The organism is Kineococcus sp. AC630, from assembly GCF_979255925.1.
In genome coordinates, this window is record NZ_CEEDMJ010000016.1 from 44351 (window position 1) to 63265 (window position 18915).

At 72.9% G+C, this 18915-nt stretch carries 19 protein-coding genes; 11 read left to right on the forward strand and 8 right to left on the reverse strand.

All coding sequences use genetic code 11. The features are described from left to right. Positions 1-124: 124 nt before the first annotated feature. Genes AC0I8G_RS17235 through AC0I8G_RS17260 form a run of 6 tightly spaced genes read left to right on the forward strand, consistent with a single transcriptional unit; the run spans position 125 to position 6741 of the window. Positions 125-1114 (forward strand): HD domain-containing protein, encoded by a 990-nt coding sequence (locus AC0I8G_RS17235; RefSeq protein WP_471731027.1) that lies wholly within the window; start codon positions 125-127, stop codon positions 1112-1114. A 24-nt stretch (positions 1115-1138) separates the two neighbouring features. Beyond that, positions 1139-2200 (forward strand): Gfo/Idh/MocA family protein, encoded by a 1062-nt coding sequence (locus AC0I8G_RS17240; protein ID WP_471731028.1) that lies wholly within the window; start codon positions 1139-1141, stop codon positions 2198-2200. Continuing rightward, positions 2197-3132 carry an MBL fold metallo-hydrolase gene (locus AC0I8G_RS17245; protein ID WP_328291868.1) on the forward strand — a complete coding sequence of 312 codons (936 nt, stop codon included), beginning with the start codon at positions 2197-2199 and terminating at the stop codon, positions 3130-3132. Before AC0I8G_RS17240 ends, AC0I8G_RS17245 begins: the two co-directional genes overlap by 4 nt. After that, positions 3129-4694 (forward strand): YcaO-like family protein, encoded by a 1566-nt coding sequence (locus AC0I8G_RS17250; protein WP_471731029.1) that lies wholly within the window; start codon positions 3129-3131, stop codon positions 4692-4694. Before AC0I8G_RS17245 ends, AC0I8G_RS17250 begins: the two co-directional genes overlap by 4 nt. Next, positions 4691-5998, forward strand: a complete 1308-nt coding sequence (locus AC0I8G_RS17255; protein ID WP_471731105.1) for a glycosyltransferase family 4 protein — start codon at positions 4691-4693, stop codon at positions 5996-5998. The genes AC0I8G_RS17250 and AC0I8G_RS17255 overlap by 4 nt, the downstream gene beginning before the upstream one ends. Before the next feature lie 11 nt (positions 5999-6009). Then, a complete protein-coding gene (locus AC0I8G_RS17260; protein WP_471731030.1) occupies positions 6010-6741 on the forward strand; it encodes a PIG-L deacetylase family protein in 732 nt (243 codons plus the stop codon). A gap of 6 nt (positions 6742-6747) precedes the next feature. On the opposite strand, the gene AC0I8G_RS17265 is transcribed toward AC0I8G_RS17260, so the two are convergent. Beyond that, on the reverse strand, positions 6748-7329 hold the full coding sequence (locus AC0I8G_RS17265; protein ID WP_471731031.1) for a hypothetical protein: 582 nt from the start codon (positions 7327-7329) through the stop codon (positions 6748-6750). Between the two features lie 63 nt (positions 7330-7392). Continuing rightward, on the reverse strand, positions 7393-8148 hold the full coding sequence (locus AC0I8G_RS17270; RefSeq protein WP_471731032.1) for a methyltransferase domain-containing protein: 756 nt from the start codon (positions 8146-8148) through the stop codon (positions 7393-7395). Between the two features lie 81 nt (positions 8149-8229). Between AC0I8G_RS17270 and AC0I8G_RS17275 the strand changes: the two genes are divergently transcribed. Continuing rightward, positions 8230-8931: a DUF6518 family protein gene (locus tag AC0I8G_RS17275; RefSeq protein WP_471731033.1), complete on the forward strand. Its 702-nt coding sequence runs from the start codon at positions 8230-8232 to the stop codon at positions 8929-8931. A 99-nt stretch (positions 8932-9030) separates the two neighbouring features. On the opposite strand, the gene AC0I8G_RS17280 is transcribed toward AC0I8G_RS17275, so the two are convergent. After that, the gene (locus tag AC0I8G_RS17280) at positions 9031-9348 is read right to left on the reverse strand and encodes a hypothetical protein (RefSeq protein WP_471731034.1); all 318 of its coding nucleotides are present in this window, start codon (positions 9346-9348) and stop codon (positions 9031-9033) included. A 931-nt stretch (positions 9349-10279) separates the two neighbouring features. Here AC0I8G_RS17280 and AC0I8G_RS17285 point away from each other — a divergent pair. Then, entirely contained in the window at positions 10280-11701 is a 1422-nt protein-coding gene (locus tag AC0I8G_RS17285; RefSeq protein ID WP_471731035.1) for an MFS transporter, read from the forward strand. Positions 11702-11756: 55 nt separating this feature from the next. On the opposite strand, the gene AC0I8G_RS17290 is transcribed toward AC0I8G_RS17285, so the two are convergent. After that, positions 11757-12341, reverse strand: coding sequence for a hypothetical protein (locus tag AC0I8G_RS17290; protein WP_471731036.1), 585 nt, complete (start codon positions 12339-12341; stop codon positions 11757-11759). Positions 12342-12685: 344 nt separating this feature from the next. Here AC0I8G_RS17290 and AC0I8G_RS17295 point away from each other — a divergent pair, with 344 nt between their 5' ends. Then, positions 12686-13246: a hypothetical protein gene (locus AC0I8G_RS17295; protein WP_471731037.1), complete on the forward strand. Its 561-nt coding sequence runs from the start codon at positions 12686-12688 to the stop codon at positions 13244-13246. A gap of 210 nt (positions 13247-13456) precedes the next feature. Here AC0I8G_RS17295 and AC0I8G_RS17300 read toward each other — a convergent pair whose 3' ends face one another. The 4 genes from AC0I8G_RS17300 to AC0I8G_RS17315 all read right to left on the reverse strand — a co-directional run bounded on the left by AC0I8G_RS17300 (position 13457) and on the right by AC0I8G_RS17315 (position 16333). After that, positions 13457-14146 carry a hypothetical protein gene (locus AC0I8G_RS17300; protein WP_471731038.1) on the reverse strand — a complete coding sequence of 230 codons (690 nt, stop codon included), beginning with the start codon at positions 14144-14146 and terminating at the stop codon, positions 13457-13459. Further along, complete coding sequence (locus AC0I8G_RS17305; protein ID WP_471731039.1) at positions 14146-14727, reverse strand: SigE family RNA polymerase sigma factor; 582 nt, start codon at positions 14725-14727, stop codon at positions 14146-14148. Before AC0I8G_RS17305 ends, AC0I8G_RS17300 begins: the two co-directional genes overlap by 1 nt. 80 nt (positions 14728-14807) lie before the next feature. Then, entirely contained in the window at positions 14808-15716 is a 909-nt protein-coding gene (locus AC0I8G_RS17310; protein WP_471731040.1) for an SDR family NAD(P)-dependent oxidoreductase, read from the reverse strand. Further along, complete coding sequence (locus tag AC0I8G_RS17315) at positions 15713-16333, reverse strand: TetR/AcrR family transcriptional regulator (protein ID WP_471731041.1); 621 nt, start codon at positions 16331-16333, stop codon at positions 15713-15715. Before AC0I8G_RS17315 ends, AC0I8G_RS17310 begins: the two co-directional genes overlap by 4 nt. Positions 16334-16476: 143 nt before the next feature. On the opposite strand from AC0I8G_RS17315, the gene AC0I8G_RS17320 reads away from it, so the two are divergent. Together AC0I8G_RS17320 and dxs are read left to right on the forward strand one after the other, a co-directional pair. Further along, on the forward strand, positions 16477-16857 hold the full coding sequence (locus AC0I8G_RS17320; RefSeq protein ID WP_471731042.1) for a hypothetical protein: 381 nt from the start codon (positions 16477-16479) through the stop codon (positions 16855-16857). 105 nt (positions 16858-16962) lie between these two features. Next, positions 16963-18897 (forward strand): 1-deoxy-D-xylulose-5-phosphate synthase, encoded by a 1935-nt coding sequence (gene dxs, locus AC0I8G_RS17325; RefSeq protein WP_471731043.1) that lies wholly within the window; start codon positions 16963-16965, stop codon positions 18895-18897. Positions 18898-18915 lie beyond the last annotated feature (18 nt).

The window sequence follows — 18915 nt, forward strand, 5'->3', positions numbered from 1 at the left end:
CGCGCTTCCGGAGTCACAGGACGTGAGAATCGTCACGGGGAGTCCGGTGTGCGGACTCCCGGGGAGCGGGGCACAGTGACGCCGTGCCGTTCACCGTGCCGAGCGCAGGAGCTCGAACCCGCTGATGACCTCTCCTCGACCCGTCTCCGTCGCGGGGCCCGATCCCGCGAACTCCGGTTCCTCCGCAGGTCCGGTGGTGGAACCCTCCACGCTGCAGCTCCTGCGGGAGGTGGCGGACGTTAAGCGCCTGCGCGACGCCCGGGGACCGGGTTCCCTCGCCGACCGCGCGTTCGTCCGGTCCTGGCGCGTTCTCCTGCAGGACTGGTCGGTGGAGCACATCCTGGCCCTGGCCCTGCGGGAGGTGGCCCACGCCCTGGTCGCGGCCCGTCTCGCCGGGGTCGACGCCGACGTCCTGGCCACGGCCGGTCTGGACCGGGGTGAACGTCTGCTCGTGCTGCAGCGCGCCTTCGACGCCGTCACGGCGACTGCCGAGGGCGGTTTCGGTGACCTCGCCGACCTGCGCGCCGCGCTGGACCCGGACCCGTTCGCGGAGGAGCTCCTCCCCGCCGCACCGGCCTTCGTCGACGCCCTGGTCCGGCAGCCGCGAGCCGGGGCCACCCACCCGGTGCTGCCGCGCGTCGTCGTGGAACCCCCCGAGAGCCACGGCGACCACTGCTTCGTCACCGCGGTGTACTCCGCGCTCGTCGCCCCGCACTTCGACGTGGGGCGCGGCGAGGCGTTCCTCGTCGCACTGGCTCACCACCTGCCCAACGGCGACCTCCCCGACGCCGGGTTCGGGGGCGAGGTCTTGCTGGGGGAGCACTACCTGCGCGTGCTGGCGGCCCTGGAGCAGCGCTCCCTGCAGCAGCTGCCGCAGGGCCTCGCGGAGCGCCTGCGGGTGCTGCTGCCGCAGCGCGAGACCACCGACACCCCCGTGGGGCGGGTCTTCAACACGGCTGACGTCCTGGACCGCGTGCTGCAGGTCCACCACCACGCCCGCGAGGCGGCGTTCACCGCTGCCCAGGCGCTCGACGACCTGGACATCGTCCACCCCGGCACCGTCCAGCAGTTCCAGCTCGGTGTCCTCGCGGGCGCCGGCATCCCGGTGCGCTGAGCACCCCGTCCACCGAGGAGTCCCGTGAACACCCCTGACGAACTGCACGACGGCGAGCGGACCGGCTGGGTCATCGCCGGAGCGGGCTGGGTCGCCCGTGACCACATGGCCCCCGCCCTGGCCTCGTCGGCCACCAGCCGGGTCGTCGCCGTCGTCGACCGTGACCTGGAGGCGGCGACCGCCCTCGCAGCCCGCTTCCCGGGCGCGCAGGCGCACGACGACCTGGCCACGGCCTTCGTCACCCCGGGGGCGCAGATCGTCTACGTCGCCACCCCGAACCACGCCCACCGCGAGGTCGCGCTGGCCGCGGCCGACGCGGGGCTGGCCGTCCTGTGCGAGAAGCCGCTCGCGGCGAGCCTGGAGGACGCCGCGGCGCTGGTCGCCGGGTGCGAACGCGCCGGAGTGGTGGCCGCGACGGCCTTCGACCAACGGTTCCACCCCGCCCACGAGGTGATGGCCGAGTTCATCGCCCGGGGTGACCTGGGCACCGTCACGGCCGTCCGCATCGTCTACGCGTGCTGGTTGCCGCCCGGGTGGGCTCCGCCCGGCAGCACCACGGGTGACAACTGGCGCGTCGACCCCGTCCGGGCCGGTGGCGGGGCCTACATCGACCTCGCCCCGCACGGGCTGGACCTGGTCGGCACCCTGCTGGGCGAGGACGTGGCCACGGCCACCACCCACGTGCAGCACCGCGTCCACGACTACGCCGTCGACGACGGTTCCGTCCTCGTCGGCAGCACCCCCTCCGGGGTGCTGGTGACGATCTCGAACTCGTTCAACACCGTCGAGACCCTGCCGCGCCGTCGGCTCGAGATCGTCGGTACCGCCGGGCAGCTCGTCGCCAACGACACCATGGGACAGGACGCCGGTGGCCGCGTGGAGTTCATCGACGCCGCCACGGGCGCGTCCCGCGACCTGGAGTTCGACACCACCACCTCGCCGTTCACCGGCGAACTGCGGGCCCTGGAGGCCGCGGTCACCGGCGGGGAGGACTGGCGCTTCCCGATGTCGCGCGACCTGCGCCTGCTGAACCTGCTGCACGACGCCCTCGGCGCGCAGCCCCGACCCGTGGAGGCACGAGCATGACCGGACCCGACGACGCCCACGCGATGCGCGGTGTCCGCGCCGCGGAACTGGCACCCCTGCCCACCCGGGCCCACCGCGAGCACCGCGCCTACTCCTGCACGAACTGCGGCCACTGGCAGCGCTGGTTCGCGCACACCCCGCCGCCGTCGTGCCCGGTGTGTTCCGACGTCCGCAACGAACTGCCCGTCGACGGGTTCGAGTTCCTGCGCGAGACCGAGGTCGACGCGCTCGTGACGACGTCCTGGCGCGAGGCCGTACCGGGGGTCACCGAGTTCTGGTGCGACCCCGTCGTGGGGCTCGGGTCCCACGGCTGGGTGCTGGAGACCTCCGACGGCCTGCTCGGCTTCGAGGCCGCTCCGTGGTACTCCGCCGATGCGCTGGCTGAACTGCGCCGCCGCGGTGGCCTGCGCGTCCTGGCCTCCAGCCACGTGCACGGCTTCGGCGGGCTGTGGCAGTTGCAGGACGAACTCGACCCGCCGGTCGTCTCCGTCGGCGTCCACGACCTCACCTGGACCAAGGCCTTCCGCGTGACCTGGCCGGCCGACGACCGGACCGAGCTGGCCCCCGGGATCACCCTGCACCGCACCGGGGGGCACTTCCCCGGGCACAGCGTCCTGCACGACGCCGATCGCGGACTGTTCTTCTGCGGCGACTCCCTCAAGATCGACCTCGACGAGGACGGCAACGCCGCGGCGCTGAGCGCCCACAAGGCGTTCCACGCGCAGATCCCGCTGTCCCGGGCCGAGTTGCGCAGCATGCGCGAGATCGTCGGGCAGTTGGAGTTCGACACCGTCTTCAGTCCCTTCGAGTTCGCCCGCGGGGTCACCACGGCCCACGTCGTGGCCCTCGTCGACCACATGCTCGCCAACCCCCCGTCGGCGTCCCCGGTGCCGATGGACCTGCTGACCAGGACCGTGGAGGTCTTCGCGTGACCGCACCCCGTCGCCTGACCGTCGACCACCCCGTCCAGGAGGGGCAGGACCACCTCGCGACCGAACGCTTCCGCGACGTCCTGGGGGAGCGCGACCGCTTCCAGTTCCCGACCTACCGCCTGGACACCGTCGGCATCCCCTCGTGGTGGACGATCGCCGCGACCGGCGACGCCGGGGTGGCCGCCATCGGCCACGGGTACGGCGGCACCGACGCCGACGCGCGGCGCTCCAGCTGGGGCGAGTCCGCGGAACTGGGTCTGCTGCGCCGCACCGTGGCCACCCTGGAACACCGGCGCGCCACGCGGAACGAGCTGGTCGCCGAACTCGGAGCCGACGCGGTCCTGGACCCGCCGGCGGTGTGCCTGGACGCCGGCGCGCCCTACACGCCCGACGTGACGCTGAACTGGCTGCCGTTGCAGCGCTACGGCACGGGCGAGCGCGTCTGGGCCCCCGCCGACGTCGTGCTGCGCGATTCCGACGAACTGCCCGAGGGTTTCGTCGACGACCTGCCCCGCCTGGTCACCCGGCACGGCAACGGCCTCGGCGCCGGCGACAGCCTGGAACGCGCGGTCGCGCACGGGATCGGAGAACTCCTGCAGCGCGACGGCAACGGGACCCGCTTCCGGGCCCTGGACACCGGCGTCGTCCTCGACCTCGGCCCCGACGACGAGCTCGTGACCGACCCCGTGACCCGCGACGCCCTGGCCCGGCTGCGGGCGGCGGGCGTGCGGGTCGTGCCCAAGCTGGCCAACGACTGGTGGGGGATCGCCAACATCACCGTCGTCGGCGCCGACGACGACCCGCTGCAGCCGGTCATGGTGACCGCCGCCGGCGAGGCCGCCCACCCCGACCGCGAGGTGGCGCTGCGCAAGGCCGTGCTGGAGTTCGCCGCGGCCCGCTCCCGCAAGGCCTTCACCCACGGCGACCTCGACGCCGTCCGGGACATCAGCCCCGCCGGCTACGTCGAGCGCTACGCCGCCGACCCCTCCACCCAGGAGGAGCGCGCCCTGCGCGGGATGCTCGGCTGGCTGGAGAAGGACGCCGCCCAGCTGCGGTCCCTGCTCGAACCCGTCGTCCTGGCCGAACGCAGCCGGCGTCGCTTCGACACCCTGCCGACCTGGCGGGCCCCCGAGGGCGTCGACGAGCAGCAGGCCCTCTGCGCCCACCTCGTGGGTCTCCTGCGCGAGCGCGGGTTCGACGTGCTGGTGCTCGACTGCTCCGCCGAGCCCGTCGCCGTGGCCCGGGTCGTGGTTCCGGGGCTGGAGGTCGAGATCGTCAGCTACGGCCGCATCGGGGAACGCGGGGTGGTGGACCTCCTCGAACGCGGGGACGGGCGAACGGGCCTGCACGGCATCGCCGGCCTCGGGGTGCCCGGACAGGACGGGGTCCCCGCCTCGGCCGAACCCGTCCACCTCACCGACGCCGCCCGGGAACGCCTCGGCGAGCCGGCCTGGTTGGACCGGGCCGCGCTCGACCGCGTCCTGGGGGAGCTGTACCCGCTCTACCGCGAACCGGCACTGCACGCGGCCGCCGTGGCCCGCGAGAACGGATGGACCGCATGAGGATCTGCCTCGTCTCCCGCCGCTACTGGCCCGCCGTCTCGGGCATGAGCGTGTACGCGGAGAAGCTCGTGGAGGGTCTGGTGGCCCGCGGCCACGAGGTCGTGCTGGTGTCGCAGTTCCGCGGTGACCCCGCCGGCAGCGCCGTCTACGGCGGCGGTCCGCCGCCCGCGGACCGGGTCCCGGCCGGGGTGCGCGCGATCGGGTTGGAGGCGTCGGGGGAGCAGCGGTCGGGCGAGGGTCTGCCCGCCGACTTCGACGCCGACATCGCCACGATGCGCGAGACCGTGGAGCGCCTGCACACCGAGGAACCCTTCGACCTGCTGCACGCCCAGTACGCCTGGCCCACCGGGATGGCCGTCCTGGAGGCGTCCGCCTCGCTCGGCCTGCCCTCGGTGGTCAGCGTCCAGGGGGGCGACGGGCACTGGGTGGGGTTGTGCTGTCCCGCCCACTCCGTCGGGATCCGCACGGTCCTCGACCACGCCGGGGCCGTCCTCATCGGTTCCCGGACGTTCGCCGACGAGGTCGTGGACCACCACGGGACCGACCCGGAACGGTTCGACCTGGTCGGTGGAGCCACCGACACGCAGGCTTTCACCCCCGCCGACGAGGTCGCCGTGGGTGTGCTGCCCGCGGACGGGCCGGTGACGCTCCTCTTCCACGGCCGCGTCGACCGTCGCAAGGGCGTCCTCGACCTGCTGCACGGTCTCGCGTTGCTGCGCGCGGAGGGCCGGGAGGTGCGGCTCCTCGTCTCCGGCATCGGCCCCGACGTCACCGCCGTCGCCGAACTCGTCACCGAACTGGGGCTGGACGACGTCGTGGAGCAGCGGGGCTACGTCCCCTACACCGAGGCGCCCGCCGTCTACCGCGACGGTCACGTGTTCGTCTCGCCGACCCAGTCCGAGGGTTTCTCGAACACGATCCTGGAGGCCATGGCCGCCGGGCTCCCCGTCGTCACCACCCGCACGGTGGGCGTCGTGGACTGCGTGCGCGACGGCGAGAACGGTCTGCTCCACGAGGTCGGCGACGTCGCGGGTCTGGTCGACGCCCTGCGTCGGCTGCTCGACGACCCGGCCCTGGGGCCGAAGCTGGCGCAGCAGGCGCTGAGCGAGGTGCGCGAGGTCTGGTCCTGGCCGGCTCTGACGGAACGTGTGGAAGCCGTCTACCACCGGGTCGTCGCCACCTCGCCGGACACCGCGTGGACGCAGGTCCCGCCCGCCGAACGCCCCACCAGCAGGGGTCGGGGCGTGGAACCCACGACCGCCGACGCCGACTGCCGGTTCCTCGTGACCCCCCACCTCCTGTGAACCGCGCCGGGGTGGACCCCGCGCGGGTCCTCGCCGTCTCCCCGCACCTGGACGACGCGGTGTTCTCCGCCGGGGCGTTGTTGACCGGGTTGGTGGCCGCGGGGGCCGAGGTCACGGTGCTCACCGTCTTCACCGGCAGCGTGGCGGATCCGACGGGTTTCGCGCTGGCCTGCCAGACCGACAAGGGTCTGGCCGACGACGTCGACTACATGGCCCTGCGTCGTGCCGAGGACGTCGCGGCCGGCGCTGCCCTCGGCACGAGAGGTTTCCACCTCCCCCTGCTCGAAGCGCCGCACCGCGGGTACCACAGCGCTGCAGCGCTCTTCGGGCCCGTCGTCGCCGGGGACGAGGGGTGCCCGGTCGCGATCGGGGAGGCCCTCACGGCGTTCCTCGACGAGCGGTTCGGGGGTTCCGTGGACCTGCTGCTGGGGCCGCAGGCTCTCGGCGACCACGTCGACCACCGCCACGTGCGCACGGCGGTCGACGCCCTCGCCCACGACCGGGGTCTGCCTCTGGCCCGGTGGGCGGACACCCCCTACGTCCTGCGGGCGGGAGCGGAGGCTCCCCTCGGTGACCCCCGGTACCCCACGGAGGAGGAACTCGACGCCAAGGTGGAGGCGTGCGCCGCGTACGTCACGCAGTTGGGTTTCCAGTTCGACGGGACGGACGCGATGGTCCGGGCCCTGCGGGCCCTGCCGGAGACCTTCTACCCACCGCTGCCGGTGAACGTGCGGACCCGGTGAACCCGGTCAGCGGCGGCCCTGTCGCGAACCGGCGTACCCGGGTTCGCGGATCCGGCGCCACCGCTGCGGCACGCTCAACCCCGCGACGGCGTTCCGGACCGGTTCGAACGTGATCGGTTCGTCCACCTCGCCCTCGTCGAGGAACAGTTCGGCGAACGGCCTCCACGGCCCGCGCGGGGTCGCCACCGCGAGCAGGAACCGGTTCCCGACGTGCCGGGCGCCGAGCAGCAACGGCCCGCGCGGCCCGTGGAAGGCCGCGATGCTGGAGTGCAGACCCGAGCGCACGTCACGGCGCGGGAACGGCACCCGCCGGCCCAGCGTGGTCGACAGCAGCACGTCCCAGGGACCGCCGTCGGGGGACTCGACGCGCAGGGCCAGGCCCAGGACGTCGGGCCAGGGGGCGGGCAGACCGGCGCCGCGGGAGAGGCGCACGACCGTGCGGTCCGCGCCCGGCTCGTCGATCCAGGCGACCCCGGTCCCCGGGGTCAGGCCGTGCCGGACGAGTCGGCCGGTGTGGACGGTCCCGCGCGGGTGCAGCGCCTTGGCCCCGCGGACGGCGGCCAGGGTGCGGAAGAGGGTGAACATCACCCCCGGTACCTTCCCCGTCCACGGGGGTGGCACACCTCCCGGAACGTCCGGGACGAACACTCGTCAGCGGCGGCGCAGGCGGTACCACTGCGGAGCGGTAGCGCGCAGCGGCCCCGGGAATCCCCGGCTGTCGGTGGCGTCCTGGGCCACGACGTCCCAGCCGGGAAAGGCCTCGGTCACGTCGGAGGAACTGGCCCCGCGGGGCAGCGGCCCCCGGCGCCCCGGCGCGAACGCCAGCACCAGCAGGGTGGCGTCCGGCGCGGCGCAGGCGGTGATCCCGCGGCCCAGCGCGGAGCGCTGCCTGCGGCGGAGGCCGTTGAAGCAGCCCGCGTCGAGGAAGAAGTCGACGGGGGCTCCGATCCGGGCCGGGTCCAGTGCCGTCACGTCGCCTTCGAGGGCGTGGACGTCCACCCCGTGCTCCTGCGCCCGCTCGGTGGTGCGGCGCACGACGGACGGCACCGCGTCGACGGCGCTGACGTCCCAACCACGGCCGGCCAGTTGCACGGCGTGCGCGCCGGTGCCGCACCCGAGGTCGAGGGCGTGGCCGAAGGGGGCGACGCGCTCGGCCTCCTCGCGCTCGATCAGCGCGGTGAACTGGGCGGCGCCCACCTCCATGGCGCGTTCCCACGGTGTGATGCCGAGGCGGTAGGCGAGGGAGTAGCTGACGTTCACGGGAACCTTCCCCACCGGTTGGAGGACTTCCAGGAGGAGCAGAGTGTCACGGCGGGGGAGGAGGTGGGCCACGGCCGCGGTGAGGACCTCCCCCGCCACCGCCGGCACCAGCACCGCCGCGAGCGTGGGTTCGAGCTCGGCCGTCAACCCGGGGCATGATGAATCGCTGGTCGAGGATCCGACCACGCGGTGATGTTCAGACCGATCGCCGCGGGGCAGGCTTCGACCATGAGCGAACCCGCCACCGTGAGGACCTCGCCCCGTCTCCCGTGGGCTGGGCGCGGCCGGCGCGACGGTTCGGTCGGTGGGCTGGGCGCGGCACCGTTGCTCGGTGCGGCAGTGCTGATCGGCGTGGTGTGGGGGGCGTCGACGTCGGGGCTGCAGACGCTGCTGCCCTGGCCGTTCGCCGGGCTGGCCAACGCGGTGGGCCCCTGGGTCGCTCCCGCGTTCCTGGTCGGTGCCTGGAGCCGGCGGCCCTGGGCCGCGGTCCTGGCCGGTGTCGCGGTGTGCTTCGGGGAGGTCGCCGGCTACTACGCCGTGTCCGCTGCGCGCGGCTTCGGCGTCAACCCCTCCAACGTCGTGCTGTGGGCCGCCACCGGTGTTTTCGGCGGGCCGGTCCTGGGAGTGGCCGGCTGGTGGTGGCGACGGGCGGTTGCGCCACGGGTGGCCGCGCTGGGGGCGGCGCTGCTGGGCGGGGTCTTCCTCGCGGAGGGAGTGGTCACCTACGGGGTCTACCTGCGTTACCCGGGTGAGGCGGTCGTCTCCTGCGTCCTCGGTGTTCTGCTGGTGGTGGTCCTCGGCGCCACCGCGTCGGCGGCGCGGGCGGTGGGTGCACGAGTTCGGGGTGTGGGTTCGGCGGCGGCGTGGTTGCTGTTGGTGTTGCCGCTGGGTGCGGCCGGGGAGGTCCTGCTGCGTCTGGTCGTGACCTGAGCCGGGCGACCTCCGTCTGCTCGGCCGGCGGGTGCGGTACGTCGAAGCGATCCACGGTGGAAGGTGAGTCAGCGAGGTGGGCAGAGTGCCGTGCGGGGCCTACCGCTGTGGAGGGTCAGACGCCGGAAACGTCCGCGGCGAGGTGACGTCAGGGATGCCTCGTCGGTGGGTGAGGCGCAGGTGCTGCTGCCAGAGGAAGAGTTCTCGGACTGCGTAGAAGATCGCGAGGCCGGCCAAGAGGGTGAGGGTCACGGCGAACCAGGGCGGCAACCCCAGGTAGCCGATGACGGCCAGGTGGAGGGCGATGACGGCCGTGAAGCAGTCCAGGGCCACCAGGAGGGGGTTCTTGGGATCCGTTCCGCGTCGTCGACCCAGCAGCCGGGCAAGAACGGGTGGCGGCGTAGGGCGATCGGTCACCGGGTCAGGATGCCGGGGCTTGGGGGGTCCTGTCTGCTGGGATCAGCCTGTTGCGACGGCGACGTCGAACCGGGTGCTGTTGCCGGAGGTGGAGTGCCACAGCAGCCGTGCCACGACCGCGGCGCCGCCCGCACGTCGTCGTGACCGGAACGTCGCCGACGTCCGCGACGGCGGGAAGCGGGAAGGGAGTACCTCCGGGACGTCTCGGCCCCTACCGGCCCGAGGTGCCTCGGGTGTGCCTGGTGGGAGCGGACATCGATGCGTTCTGCCTCAGGGGGTGGAGGTGTTGTGCCACGCTGCGCTCAGCGTCTCTGCTCCTGCTGCTGCCGGTAGCGGAGGAGACGAACGGAGGTGGTCCTCGTGGTCGTCCTGTTCTTCATCGTCGCCGCTGTGGTCCTGGTGCTCGGTGTCGTCGATCACCTGCGACCGGGTCGGAGAACTCATCGATCTGCACGCACGACTCCGTTCTGGTTCAACGACGGCGGTGGGGGCGGATCCGACGGTGTGGGGTGGTCCGGTGGCGACCCGGGTGGCGACACCGGTGGGAGCTTCGGAGGCGGTTTCGGGGACGGCGGGGGGTGCAGCGGCGGGGACGGTGGCGGTGGTGGTAGCTGCTGAGGGTCTGGTGCCGGGAGCGTCAGGTCTCCGTCGGTGTGTCGGGTTCGGGGTCCCCACGACGGCAGCGAGACCGTGAGACGTCGGCGACGGGATCACTGGCGCGCCGATCGGCAGCAGCGGGGGTTCTGCGGCAACGGCCCGCCCTGTCGTCATGACCGGTACGGGCACTGGCTGACCCGGACCACGACTTCCGCCTCGACGACGGATTGGACTCACATCACCCGAACTGCGGGATGACCGTGACGTCGGCCTGCGCCACGCCGACACCGGCGGTTCCTCCTGCGGCGACGGTTCTGCCCTACGTTCAAGACCTGTGACACACGCCGCCGTGGACAGCGAGAAGGCCCCGACCTGGCCCCGCGAGAACGGTCGCTCACGACGGGGACTGCTCCTGGCCCTGGCCGTCGACAACTTCGGCTCCGGCCTGTTCCTGCCCCTGGTGCTGGTCTACAGCGTCCAGGTCGTCGGCCTCTCCGTCGGACTGGCTGGGACCCTGCTCTTCCTGGGCACCCTCCTGGGCCTGGGTGCACCGTTGGTCGTCGGGAGCGTCGTGGACCGCTTCGGACCCCGCCGCGTCGTCATCACCTCTCAGCTCATCCAGGCCGTCGGGATGACGCTCTACCTCCTGGCCGGCACCGTCGGCAGCAGCGCGGGAACTCGGCTGGGGCCCGGGGTGGTCTTCGCGATCGGTGGGGCTGTGCTGGTCGCGGCAGGTACGCAGACCTTCTACAGCTCCTTGTTCTCGCTGATCTCCGCTGTCGCCGGTGAGGGACCCAAGGACGGTGCCTTCGCCCACGTCGAGATGATCCGCTCGGCCGCCTTCGGTATCGGTGCCCTGGTCGCTGCGGCTCTCCTGACCTGGCTGGACACGCCCGCCCTGCGCATCGCCGTGGCTGTGGACGCGCTCACCTTCCTGCTGGCCGCGGGCCTGCTGTGGCGCCTCGTCGCAGGCAACCTCCGGGTCCAGCGCGCAGGCGGAACCCCGGCGGCACGGCAAGACGCTGACAGCGACTCCGACGCGCCGCTGACGAAGGCGCAGCACGACCTCTTCGCAACGGGTGAAGACCGGCCCGGCGAGAAGGGGCCTGCTCAGCTCGTGGGCACCCCTGACACCCCCCGTCCGTGGCGTGACCGCCCCTTCCTCGTCCTGCTGGTGATGATGGCCTTGACCGGTCTGGCCACCGACGTCTTCCTCGTGGGGTTCTCCGTCTGGGCACTGGACCGGCTTCGCGCACCCGCCTGGATCCCCGGCGCGTGCGTGGTGCTGCTGACGGCCATCGGTTCCACCTGTGCTGGTCTGGTGGTGCGGTGGACCAGATCGTGGAAGCGCACGCGCACCGTCGCCCTGGGTGCCGTGCTGACCATCGCGTGGTGCGCGATGTGTGCGGGCGCACCCCTGATCGCCAGGTCGTGGCAGCCGGTGTGGCTGTTGGCCGCCACCGTGGTGCTGGCGTGCTCGGGGATGCTCACCGGTCGGGTGTTGGCGATGGCTGAGGCATCCGCACCGGTGCGGGCCCACGGTCGGTACATGGCCACGGTGCAGTACAGCTTCAACGCCGCCGCGCTGCTGGCGCCGCTCCTGGTGGGGTTGTTCGCGGTGGGGTCGTGGCTGCCGTGGGCCGCGGTCGCGTTGGGCTGTGCGGGGGCGTTGGTGCTGTTGCCGTGGCTGGCCCGGCGGTTGCCCGCTCAGGCTGTGAACGCGCAGAAGACGCCCATCACGCCGGATGCGGGATGACCGTGCGGTGATCGGTCCCGGAGGCGGGATCGTCGGCGACGTCCTGCTGTGGACGTCAGGTTTCTCGGGTGGGAGCGGCTTCGTCGTCGAGGTCCAGGAAACGGTCGGGGTCGGGTTCCTGGTCGAGGGTTTCGATGGTCACGACCTCCAGGAGGTGCTGTGCTTCGGTGACGATGCGCTGCCGGATCTCCTCGGGGTCGAGTTCGTGGGCGTACTCCCAGTCGGTGGTCTCGTCGAGCAGCCCGTTCAGCTCGTCTGGGTGCCCGAGGCTGGTGGAGATGCTCCAGAGGAGTTCTCCTCCCTCCTTCGGGCTGATCAGGCCGTCGACGATGCTGCGGGCGTAGGTGTGGGCCATCACCCACAGGGCCTGGTGCTCGTTGAGTCGGGGGCCGCCGAGTGCGTCGGTGAGCAGGTCGCGCAGGGTGGCGGGGTCTTCGTGGGCGCCGGCGAGTTCGCGCAGGGTCGGGGAGTCGTAGCCGCGGGTCAGGGCCAGGGCGGCCCACCGGGGCATCTGCTCGGGAGGTGGATCGCCGATGAGGGCGCGGGCTCGGGCGCGGTAGAGCGGGTCCACCGCTTCAGTGTTGCCGAGGTGGCGGGTCAGGGGTTGCCGATCTGTTGCGCCGGCGGCCTGCACGATCACGTGGTGACCAGACGGTCTCGCGATCGTGGCGTCACGCGCACCGCGGGATGACCGTGACGCCTGCCTGTGGCCGGCGTCCGCGAACTCACGAGGTGGGTCGTTCCCCATCGTCGCCGGGTGGTTCATTCCACTCAGGAGCCTCGTCGTGGAGGCTCTCGCGAGCGGGCCGGGGAGGCGGGTCCGTGTGGGGCGCTCGGAGCCGGCGGGTGCCTGCTCGCCAGCCACCGGCGACCGCGGGTAGCGCGGTACGACCGGTAGGGAGGTCCGCACCCGCAACGGGTGGTTCGTGCGTTCGTGTCCAGCTTGAATGCAGGACAGGACCCGAAGCGCGAGAAGGGACAGCAGTGGCGACGACAGTGCTCGATGAGGTCACGTGGTCCATCGATCAACGGCGCCCCAAGCGCTTGATCTGGCGGATCGTCGTGCTGCCGCTGCGCATCGCGACCGTGCTCGCCGGCTTGGTCCTCGCTCCCAGTGAGGTGCTGGCCGATCTGGGCACCGGCAACCGCGGCCGGCGCAACGCGGTCGTGCAGGAGGGTTCGTCGCACGAGCTGGGTCTGGCTCCGCTGCGGTTGAAGGGGCCTCGTGCGGCATTCGGCGGGAAGCGGCAGTGGTCGGTGTGGACGGTGCGGTTGACCTCTTCGGGAGCGCGCGTCTACGACGACCCGGGGATGCCGGCGGTGGCTGAGTTGTCGTTGGGGCAGTGGTCGTTGGTGCAGGCGCATCCGCGTCGGTGGCGGCCTGCGGTGGGTGCCACCACGCCGGGGGCGTCCTGGCGGGGGCGGCTTCGACGTGTGGAGGAGAGGCGTGTCGAGGAGTTCACGGTGGAAGGTGAGTGGCTGTCGTTGGCCTGGTTGGGGCACCTGGCCGGGTGGGAGGACCCCAGTCGGAAGCTCACCTCGTGATGGGTTCGCTGGGTTGTGGCCGCGTCTGGACGTGCTCGATCCGATCGTGGGATGACCGCCGGGCCACCGCGGCGCCACCGCAAGGGCACGCGCGCTTCGAACCCCGCACTCACGCACCCCCGGCGGCGCGGCTCCCCTCCTGTCGCCGCGCCGCCCACCGGCGATCGACAGCCGCCCGCAGGCTCTGAGCCGGGGCCACCCGACGGGTGCTCAGCCGACCGAGACGGTCGCGGCGTCAGTGACGTGGATCGCCGCGCCGAGGGCGGCGATGTCGGTGTCGGACCAGCCCAGCCCGGCCCACACCTGCACGGCGAGCTGGGTACCGGAGGGCTGGGCGAGGAACAGGGTGGTTCCGCCCCGCCGGTCACCGTCGGTGTTCAGATCGCTCTCGAAGAGCAGTCCTGTCGTGGTTCCCACCTGCACCGGGCGAACCCGGTCGCCGGTAGCGGCTTGCGGCAGGTCCTCCAGGAAGACGGCGACCTTGCCGGCGAAGGAGTTCGGGTCCTGGTCGGCGATCCCCGCCGGAGCCAGGGTGAGGACACCGGCGTCCACGCCCTGCACCTCCCACCCGCGGGGCAGCGCGTCGAGGGTGAAGCCCGCGGGCTGAGTGCCGGCGTAGGCGACCATCCGGGTGTCCCCGACACCCGCGGCCGACGAGCTCTGTGGCGGTGTCGCTGCCCTCTCGGGTGTCGCGCCGGTGGGCGACCCGGTCTGCACGAGCACGGCCACGACCCCGGCAGCGGCCACGGCGAGCAACCCGCCACGGGCTCCGCGCCCCACCCGTTCGCGGCGCAGCCCTCGGTGGGCGCGGGCGAGATCGGCCTGCACCAGCGCTGCGGGCGGGGTCTGGGGCGAGGCAGGGCCGCTGGCCTGGTCGAGCAGGGTGCGCAGGTTCGTCATCAGGAGCTCCTGGAAGAGAGGGGAGTGGGGGTCGTGAGGGGACAGGCCTCGCCGGTCTCGAGGTCGGTCTCGAGGTCGGTGCCCAGCTGCCGACGCAGCTTGTCCAGGGCCCGCGCGGTCTGGCTCTTGACCGTGCCCTGGCTGCAGGTCATCGCCTGGGCGGTCTCGGCCACCGACAGGTCGTGGAAGTAGCGCAAGACCACGACCGCACGCATCCGGGCCGGCAGTTCCCGCAAGGCGCGGAGGACGTCGTCGGTGCGTGGGCCGTCGCCGGTCGTGGAGCCCGGCGCCTCGAGCTGCCCGGAGTGTTCGGGCAGCTGCGCGCGGAGGTGCTCGCGCCGCCGCCAGGGTCGGCGTTCCTCGTCGACCAGGACGTTGACCAGTGCTCGGCGGGCGTAGGCGTGCACGTCGTCGGCGGCGCGGGTCCGGGGCCACGCGAGGTAGAGACGGGTCAGGGTGGTCTGCACGAGGTCCTCGGCGCGGTGGGCATCACCCCCGGTCAGCAAGGTCGCGGTGCGCAGCAGCACCGCCCGCCGCTGCCGCACGTAGTCCCCGAACTCCTCGTCCCTCGTCACCGTCATGGACTGCTCCTGTCGTTCACACCCACCAGACGGATCACCACCCCACCCAGGTTGCACGAGCCGGTCGCGGTGCCGTCGGGTCAGAGCGAGGCCAGCAGTTCCCGGCTCTCCCTGACGTACCGGTCGGCGAAGGCGGGGTCGCTGACCTGCTTGGAGGCCCGCACGGCCTTGCCGTTCTCGTCGTAGTAGACCCCCGTGGCCTCCGAGGGATCGACCACGATGCGGGAGATGACCCGCCCGGCGCGCCGGGAGGTGGTGAAGTGCGGCAGGAACTGCAGGACCGGGGCAAGGAGGTTCGAGACCACGTTGAGGACGGCGGACGCGTCGCTGCCCAGGTTCGAACCGGGGTTCACGCCGGGTTCGATCGCCCGGAACCGCAGGCGGGGGTGCTGGCGGGCGAGGCTGAACACGGCGGCGAGGTTGCCCTGCTTGGACGTGGCGTAGGCGTCCATGCCGGCGCGCGCGGACCCACCGGGGACGTACTCCCCGCGCGCGGAGGCCTCGGCCGAGAGGTACCGGCTGCCACGGAAGCCGGCCCGGACGGCGGGGACGCGTTCGGGGTCCTCGCAGGCGGAGGCGATGAACACGACGTTGATCCCGTCGGCCAGGGACGGCAGGAGAGCGTCGGTGAAGGCGAGCGGGCCGAGGTGGTTGGTGGCGAAGGACAGTTCCCAGCCCTGCGGGCTCACCCCGGGCTTGGTGAGCATGACCCCGGCGTTGTTGAGGACACCACGCACGGGCAGGTCCAGGGCGGCGATCTGTGCCGCCGCCCGACGCGCGCTGAGGACGTCGGAGAAGTCGGCGACGATGCTCGTGGCGCTGCTGCCCGCCTGCTCGATCTGCGCCTCGACCGTGGCGAGCTTGTCGGGGTTGCGGCCGACGAGGACGACGTGGCCGTGGTGGGCGAGTTCGAGTGCGGTGGCGCGGCCGAAGCCGGAGGTGGGGCCGGTGACGACCCAGGCCGCGGTCGCGGTGGGGGTGCTGGTCATGAGGTCTCCCGGGTCGGGGTGGGGTCGTGGGACCGTTCGCCGGCGCGGTCGAGGGCCAGGACCCGCCACACCGCCTCGAAGGCGAGGGAGCTGCGGGTCCCGGTGGGGTCGGGGTGGGCGATGAGGTCGTCGATGGTGGCGTCGGCGATGGCCGACACGAGGGTGGACACCAGCCGCAGCGGTGCCTGGCGCATCGGGCCGCCGGCGACGATCGGTCCGAGGACTTCGGCGGTTCCGGCGTAGGCGGCCTGCACGGCCTGTCGGCTCTGGGGGCTGAGGTCCTCGGCGACCGCGAGGTGGGCCAGAGCCCGTCGCCGGTCAGGGTCCTGCACCGCCCAGTCGATCCACCCGTCCCACATCGAGCGCAACTGCTCGCGCGGTCCGGCCCCCGGCCTCAGGCCGTCGGTGGCGGCTCGTCCCATCGCACTCTTCAGGACGACGTAGAGCTCGTTGACCAGCGCGGTCTTGGTCTCGAAGTAGACGAAGAGGGTGCCGGTGGAGACCTCGGCCGCGCGGGCGATGGAGGCCGTGGAGGCGGCGAGGCCCTCGGCGGCGAAGACCCGCGTCGCCGCTTCGAGGAGGGCGGTGCGGTGAGCGGGGTTCCTCGCGCGGGCCACGACGACCACGATATGGATGAGTGAGTGGTCAGTCAAGCATTGTGGACACAGCATCTCGGGATGACCGTGGAGCAGCCACAGCCACCGATGTCCTGAGGCACCAGGGTCCGCTTCCCCCGCCACGACGTCGTAGCATCGAACGCATGTTCGAGCGACGTCCGCGGCACGGCCCGCCGGGCTGGCCGCAGGAGGTCCCGCCCCCCGGGGTGGACGACTGGCAGGTCGCCACCTCCTCCTGGCTGCTCGACCAGGCCCCGCCGGAGTTCCGCTCCTACGCCGCCGTCCGCCGCCACCCCCTGCTGCTGGTCTGGCTGGTCGGCCACCACGTCAGCGCCCAGCAGGAGGCCGTCGTGCGGGCCCGCAGCACCGCCCGCCGCGACCTCGCCGCCGACCTGCCCCCCGAGGTCGGACCGCAGGTCTTCGACGTGCTCGACCGCGAGGAGCTGCGCCTGCGCAGGGTGGCGCGCGCGGTCGACCTGCTCGAGCAGGCACTGCGAGGGAAGAAGTTCGTGCCGCGCCTGTGAACGCTCTGTCCGAACGGGCGAGTGCGGGCCGACGTCGGGGAGGGGTCCTCCTACACTCGCCCAGTCCGTTCACGCTCGACCCCGCGACACAGGAGGCCACCCCGCATGGGGCTGCTCGAGACGATCAAGGGGCCCGAGGACCTCAAGGCCCTGCCCGCCGAGGACCTGCCCGCGCTGGCTCGGGAGGTCCGCGACTTCCTCGTCGCCGCCGTGAGCAGGACCGGTGGGCACCTCGGACCCAACCTCGGCGTCGTCGAACTGACGATCGGTCTGCACCGCGTCTTCGACTCCCCGCGCGACCGCCTCGTCTTCGACACCGGCCACCAGAGCTACGTCCACAAGCTGCTCACCGGCCGCCAGGACTTCGCCCACCTGCGTGAGGCGGGCGGCCTCTCCGGCTACCCCTCCCGCGCCGAGAGCGAGCACGACGTCGTCGAGAACTCGCACGCCTCGACGTCGCTGTCGTGGGCCGACGGACTCGCCCGGGCCTTCGAGCTGCGCGGCGAGAGCCAGGGGGAGAACGGGCGTCGCGTGGTCGCCGTCATCGGTGACGGTGCCCTCACCGGCGGCATGGCCTGGGAGGCGCTGAACAACATCGCCACCTCACGCCGCCCCGTGGTCGTCGTCGTGAACGACAACGGACGGTCCTACGCCCCGACCATCGGCGGGATGGCCTCCCACCTCGCGACCCTGCGCACCACCCGCGAGTACGAGAAGCTCATGGACTGGGGCAAGCAGTCGCTGCAACGCGGTGGTACCCCCGGTCGCCTCGCCTACGAGACGCTGCACGGCGTCAAGAAGGGGATCAAGGACATCGTCGCCCCGCAGGGGCTCTTCGAGGACCTCGGTCTCAAGTACGTCGGGCCCGTCGACGGCCACGACACCGAGGCCGTCGAGCACGCCCTGCGCCGCGCGCGGTCCTTCGGCGGCCCCGTCATCGTCCACGTCATCACCCAGAAGGGGCGCGGCTACGAACCGGCCCTCGCCGACGACGCCGACCGCTTCCACGCCGTCGGGATCATCGATCCCGAGACGGGGGAGGCGCAGGCCTCGTCGGGTTCCTCCTGGACCAGCGTCTTCGGCGAGGAGATCCGTGCGATCGCCGACGTCCGCCGCGACGTCGTGGGCATCACGGCTGCCATGCAGGGCCCGGTGGGTCTCGACGCGTTCGCCCGCGCCCACCCCGACCGCGTCGTCGACGTCGGGATCGCCGAACAGCACGCGGTCACCTCCGCGGCCGGCATGGCCGCAGGCGGTCTGCACCCCGTCGTGGCGCTCTACGCCACCTTCCTCAACCGCGCCTTCGACCAGCTGCTGCTCGACGTCGCCCTGCACCGGGCCGGGGTCACCTTCGTCCTCGACCGTGCCGGGGTCACCGGCCCCGACGGCCCCAGCCACCACGGCGTGTGGGACCTCGGACTGTGCCGGCTCGTCCCGGGCCTGCGTCTCGCCGCTCCGCGCGACGCCGCCACCCTGCGCGAGGAACTGCGCGAGGCGCTCGCCGTCGAGGACGCGCCGACGGTCCTGCGCTACAGCAAGGGCAAGGTGCCCGCCGACATCCCCGCGATCGCCCGCGCCGGGCACGCCGACGTCCTCGAGGGGCCCTCGTGGGCCGAGGGCGACGACGTCCTGCTCGTCGCCGTGGGCTCGCTGGTACCTCGCGCCCTCGACGTCGCCTCCCGGCTGCGGGCCCACGGCGTCGGCGTGACCGTCGTCGACCCGCGCTGGGTGGTGCCGGTGGACGAGGCGCTGCTCGACCTGGCCCGCAGCCACGGCCACGTCGCCGTGCTCGAGGACGGTGGCGAGGTCGGCGGTGTCGGCTGGGCGCTGGCGGCGGCGTTGCGCGGGCGCGACGACCCGGCGACCGTGCACACCTTCGCTCTCCCGCAACGGTTCCTGGACGTCGGCAGCCGCGACGCCCTGCTCGACGAGGCCGGGCTCGCCCCGCAGGACGTCGCCCGGACGTTGGTCGAGGCGGTGGCGTTCGGCGGTCAGCGGTTCCGCGCGAAGGACTCGTCGGAGATCGCGGACTCGAGGTAGTCGTCCGCGCCGGAGAGC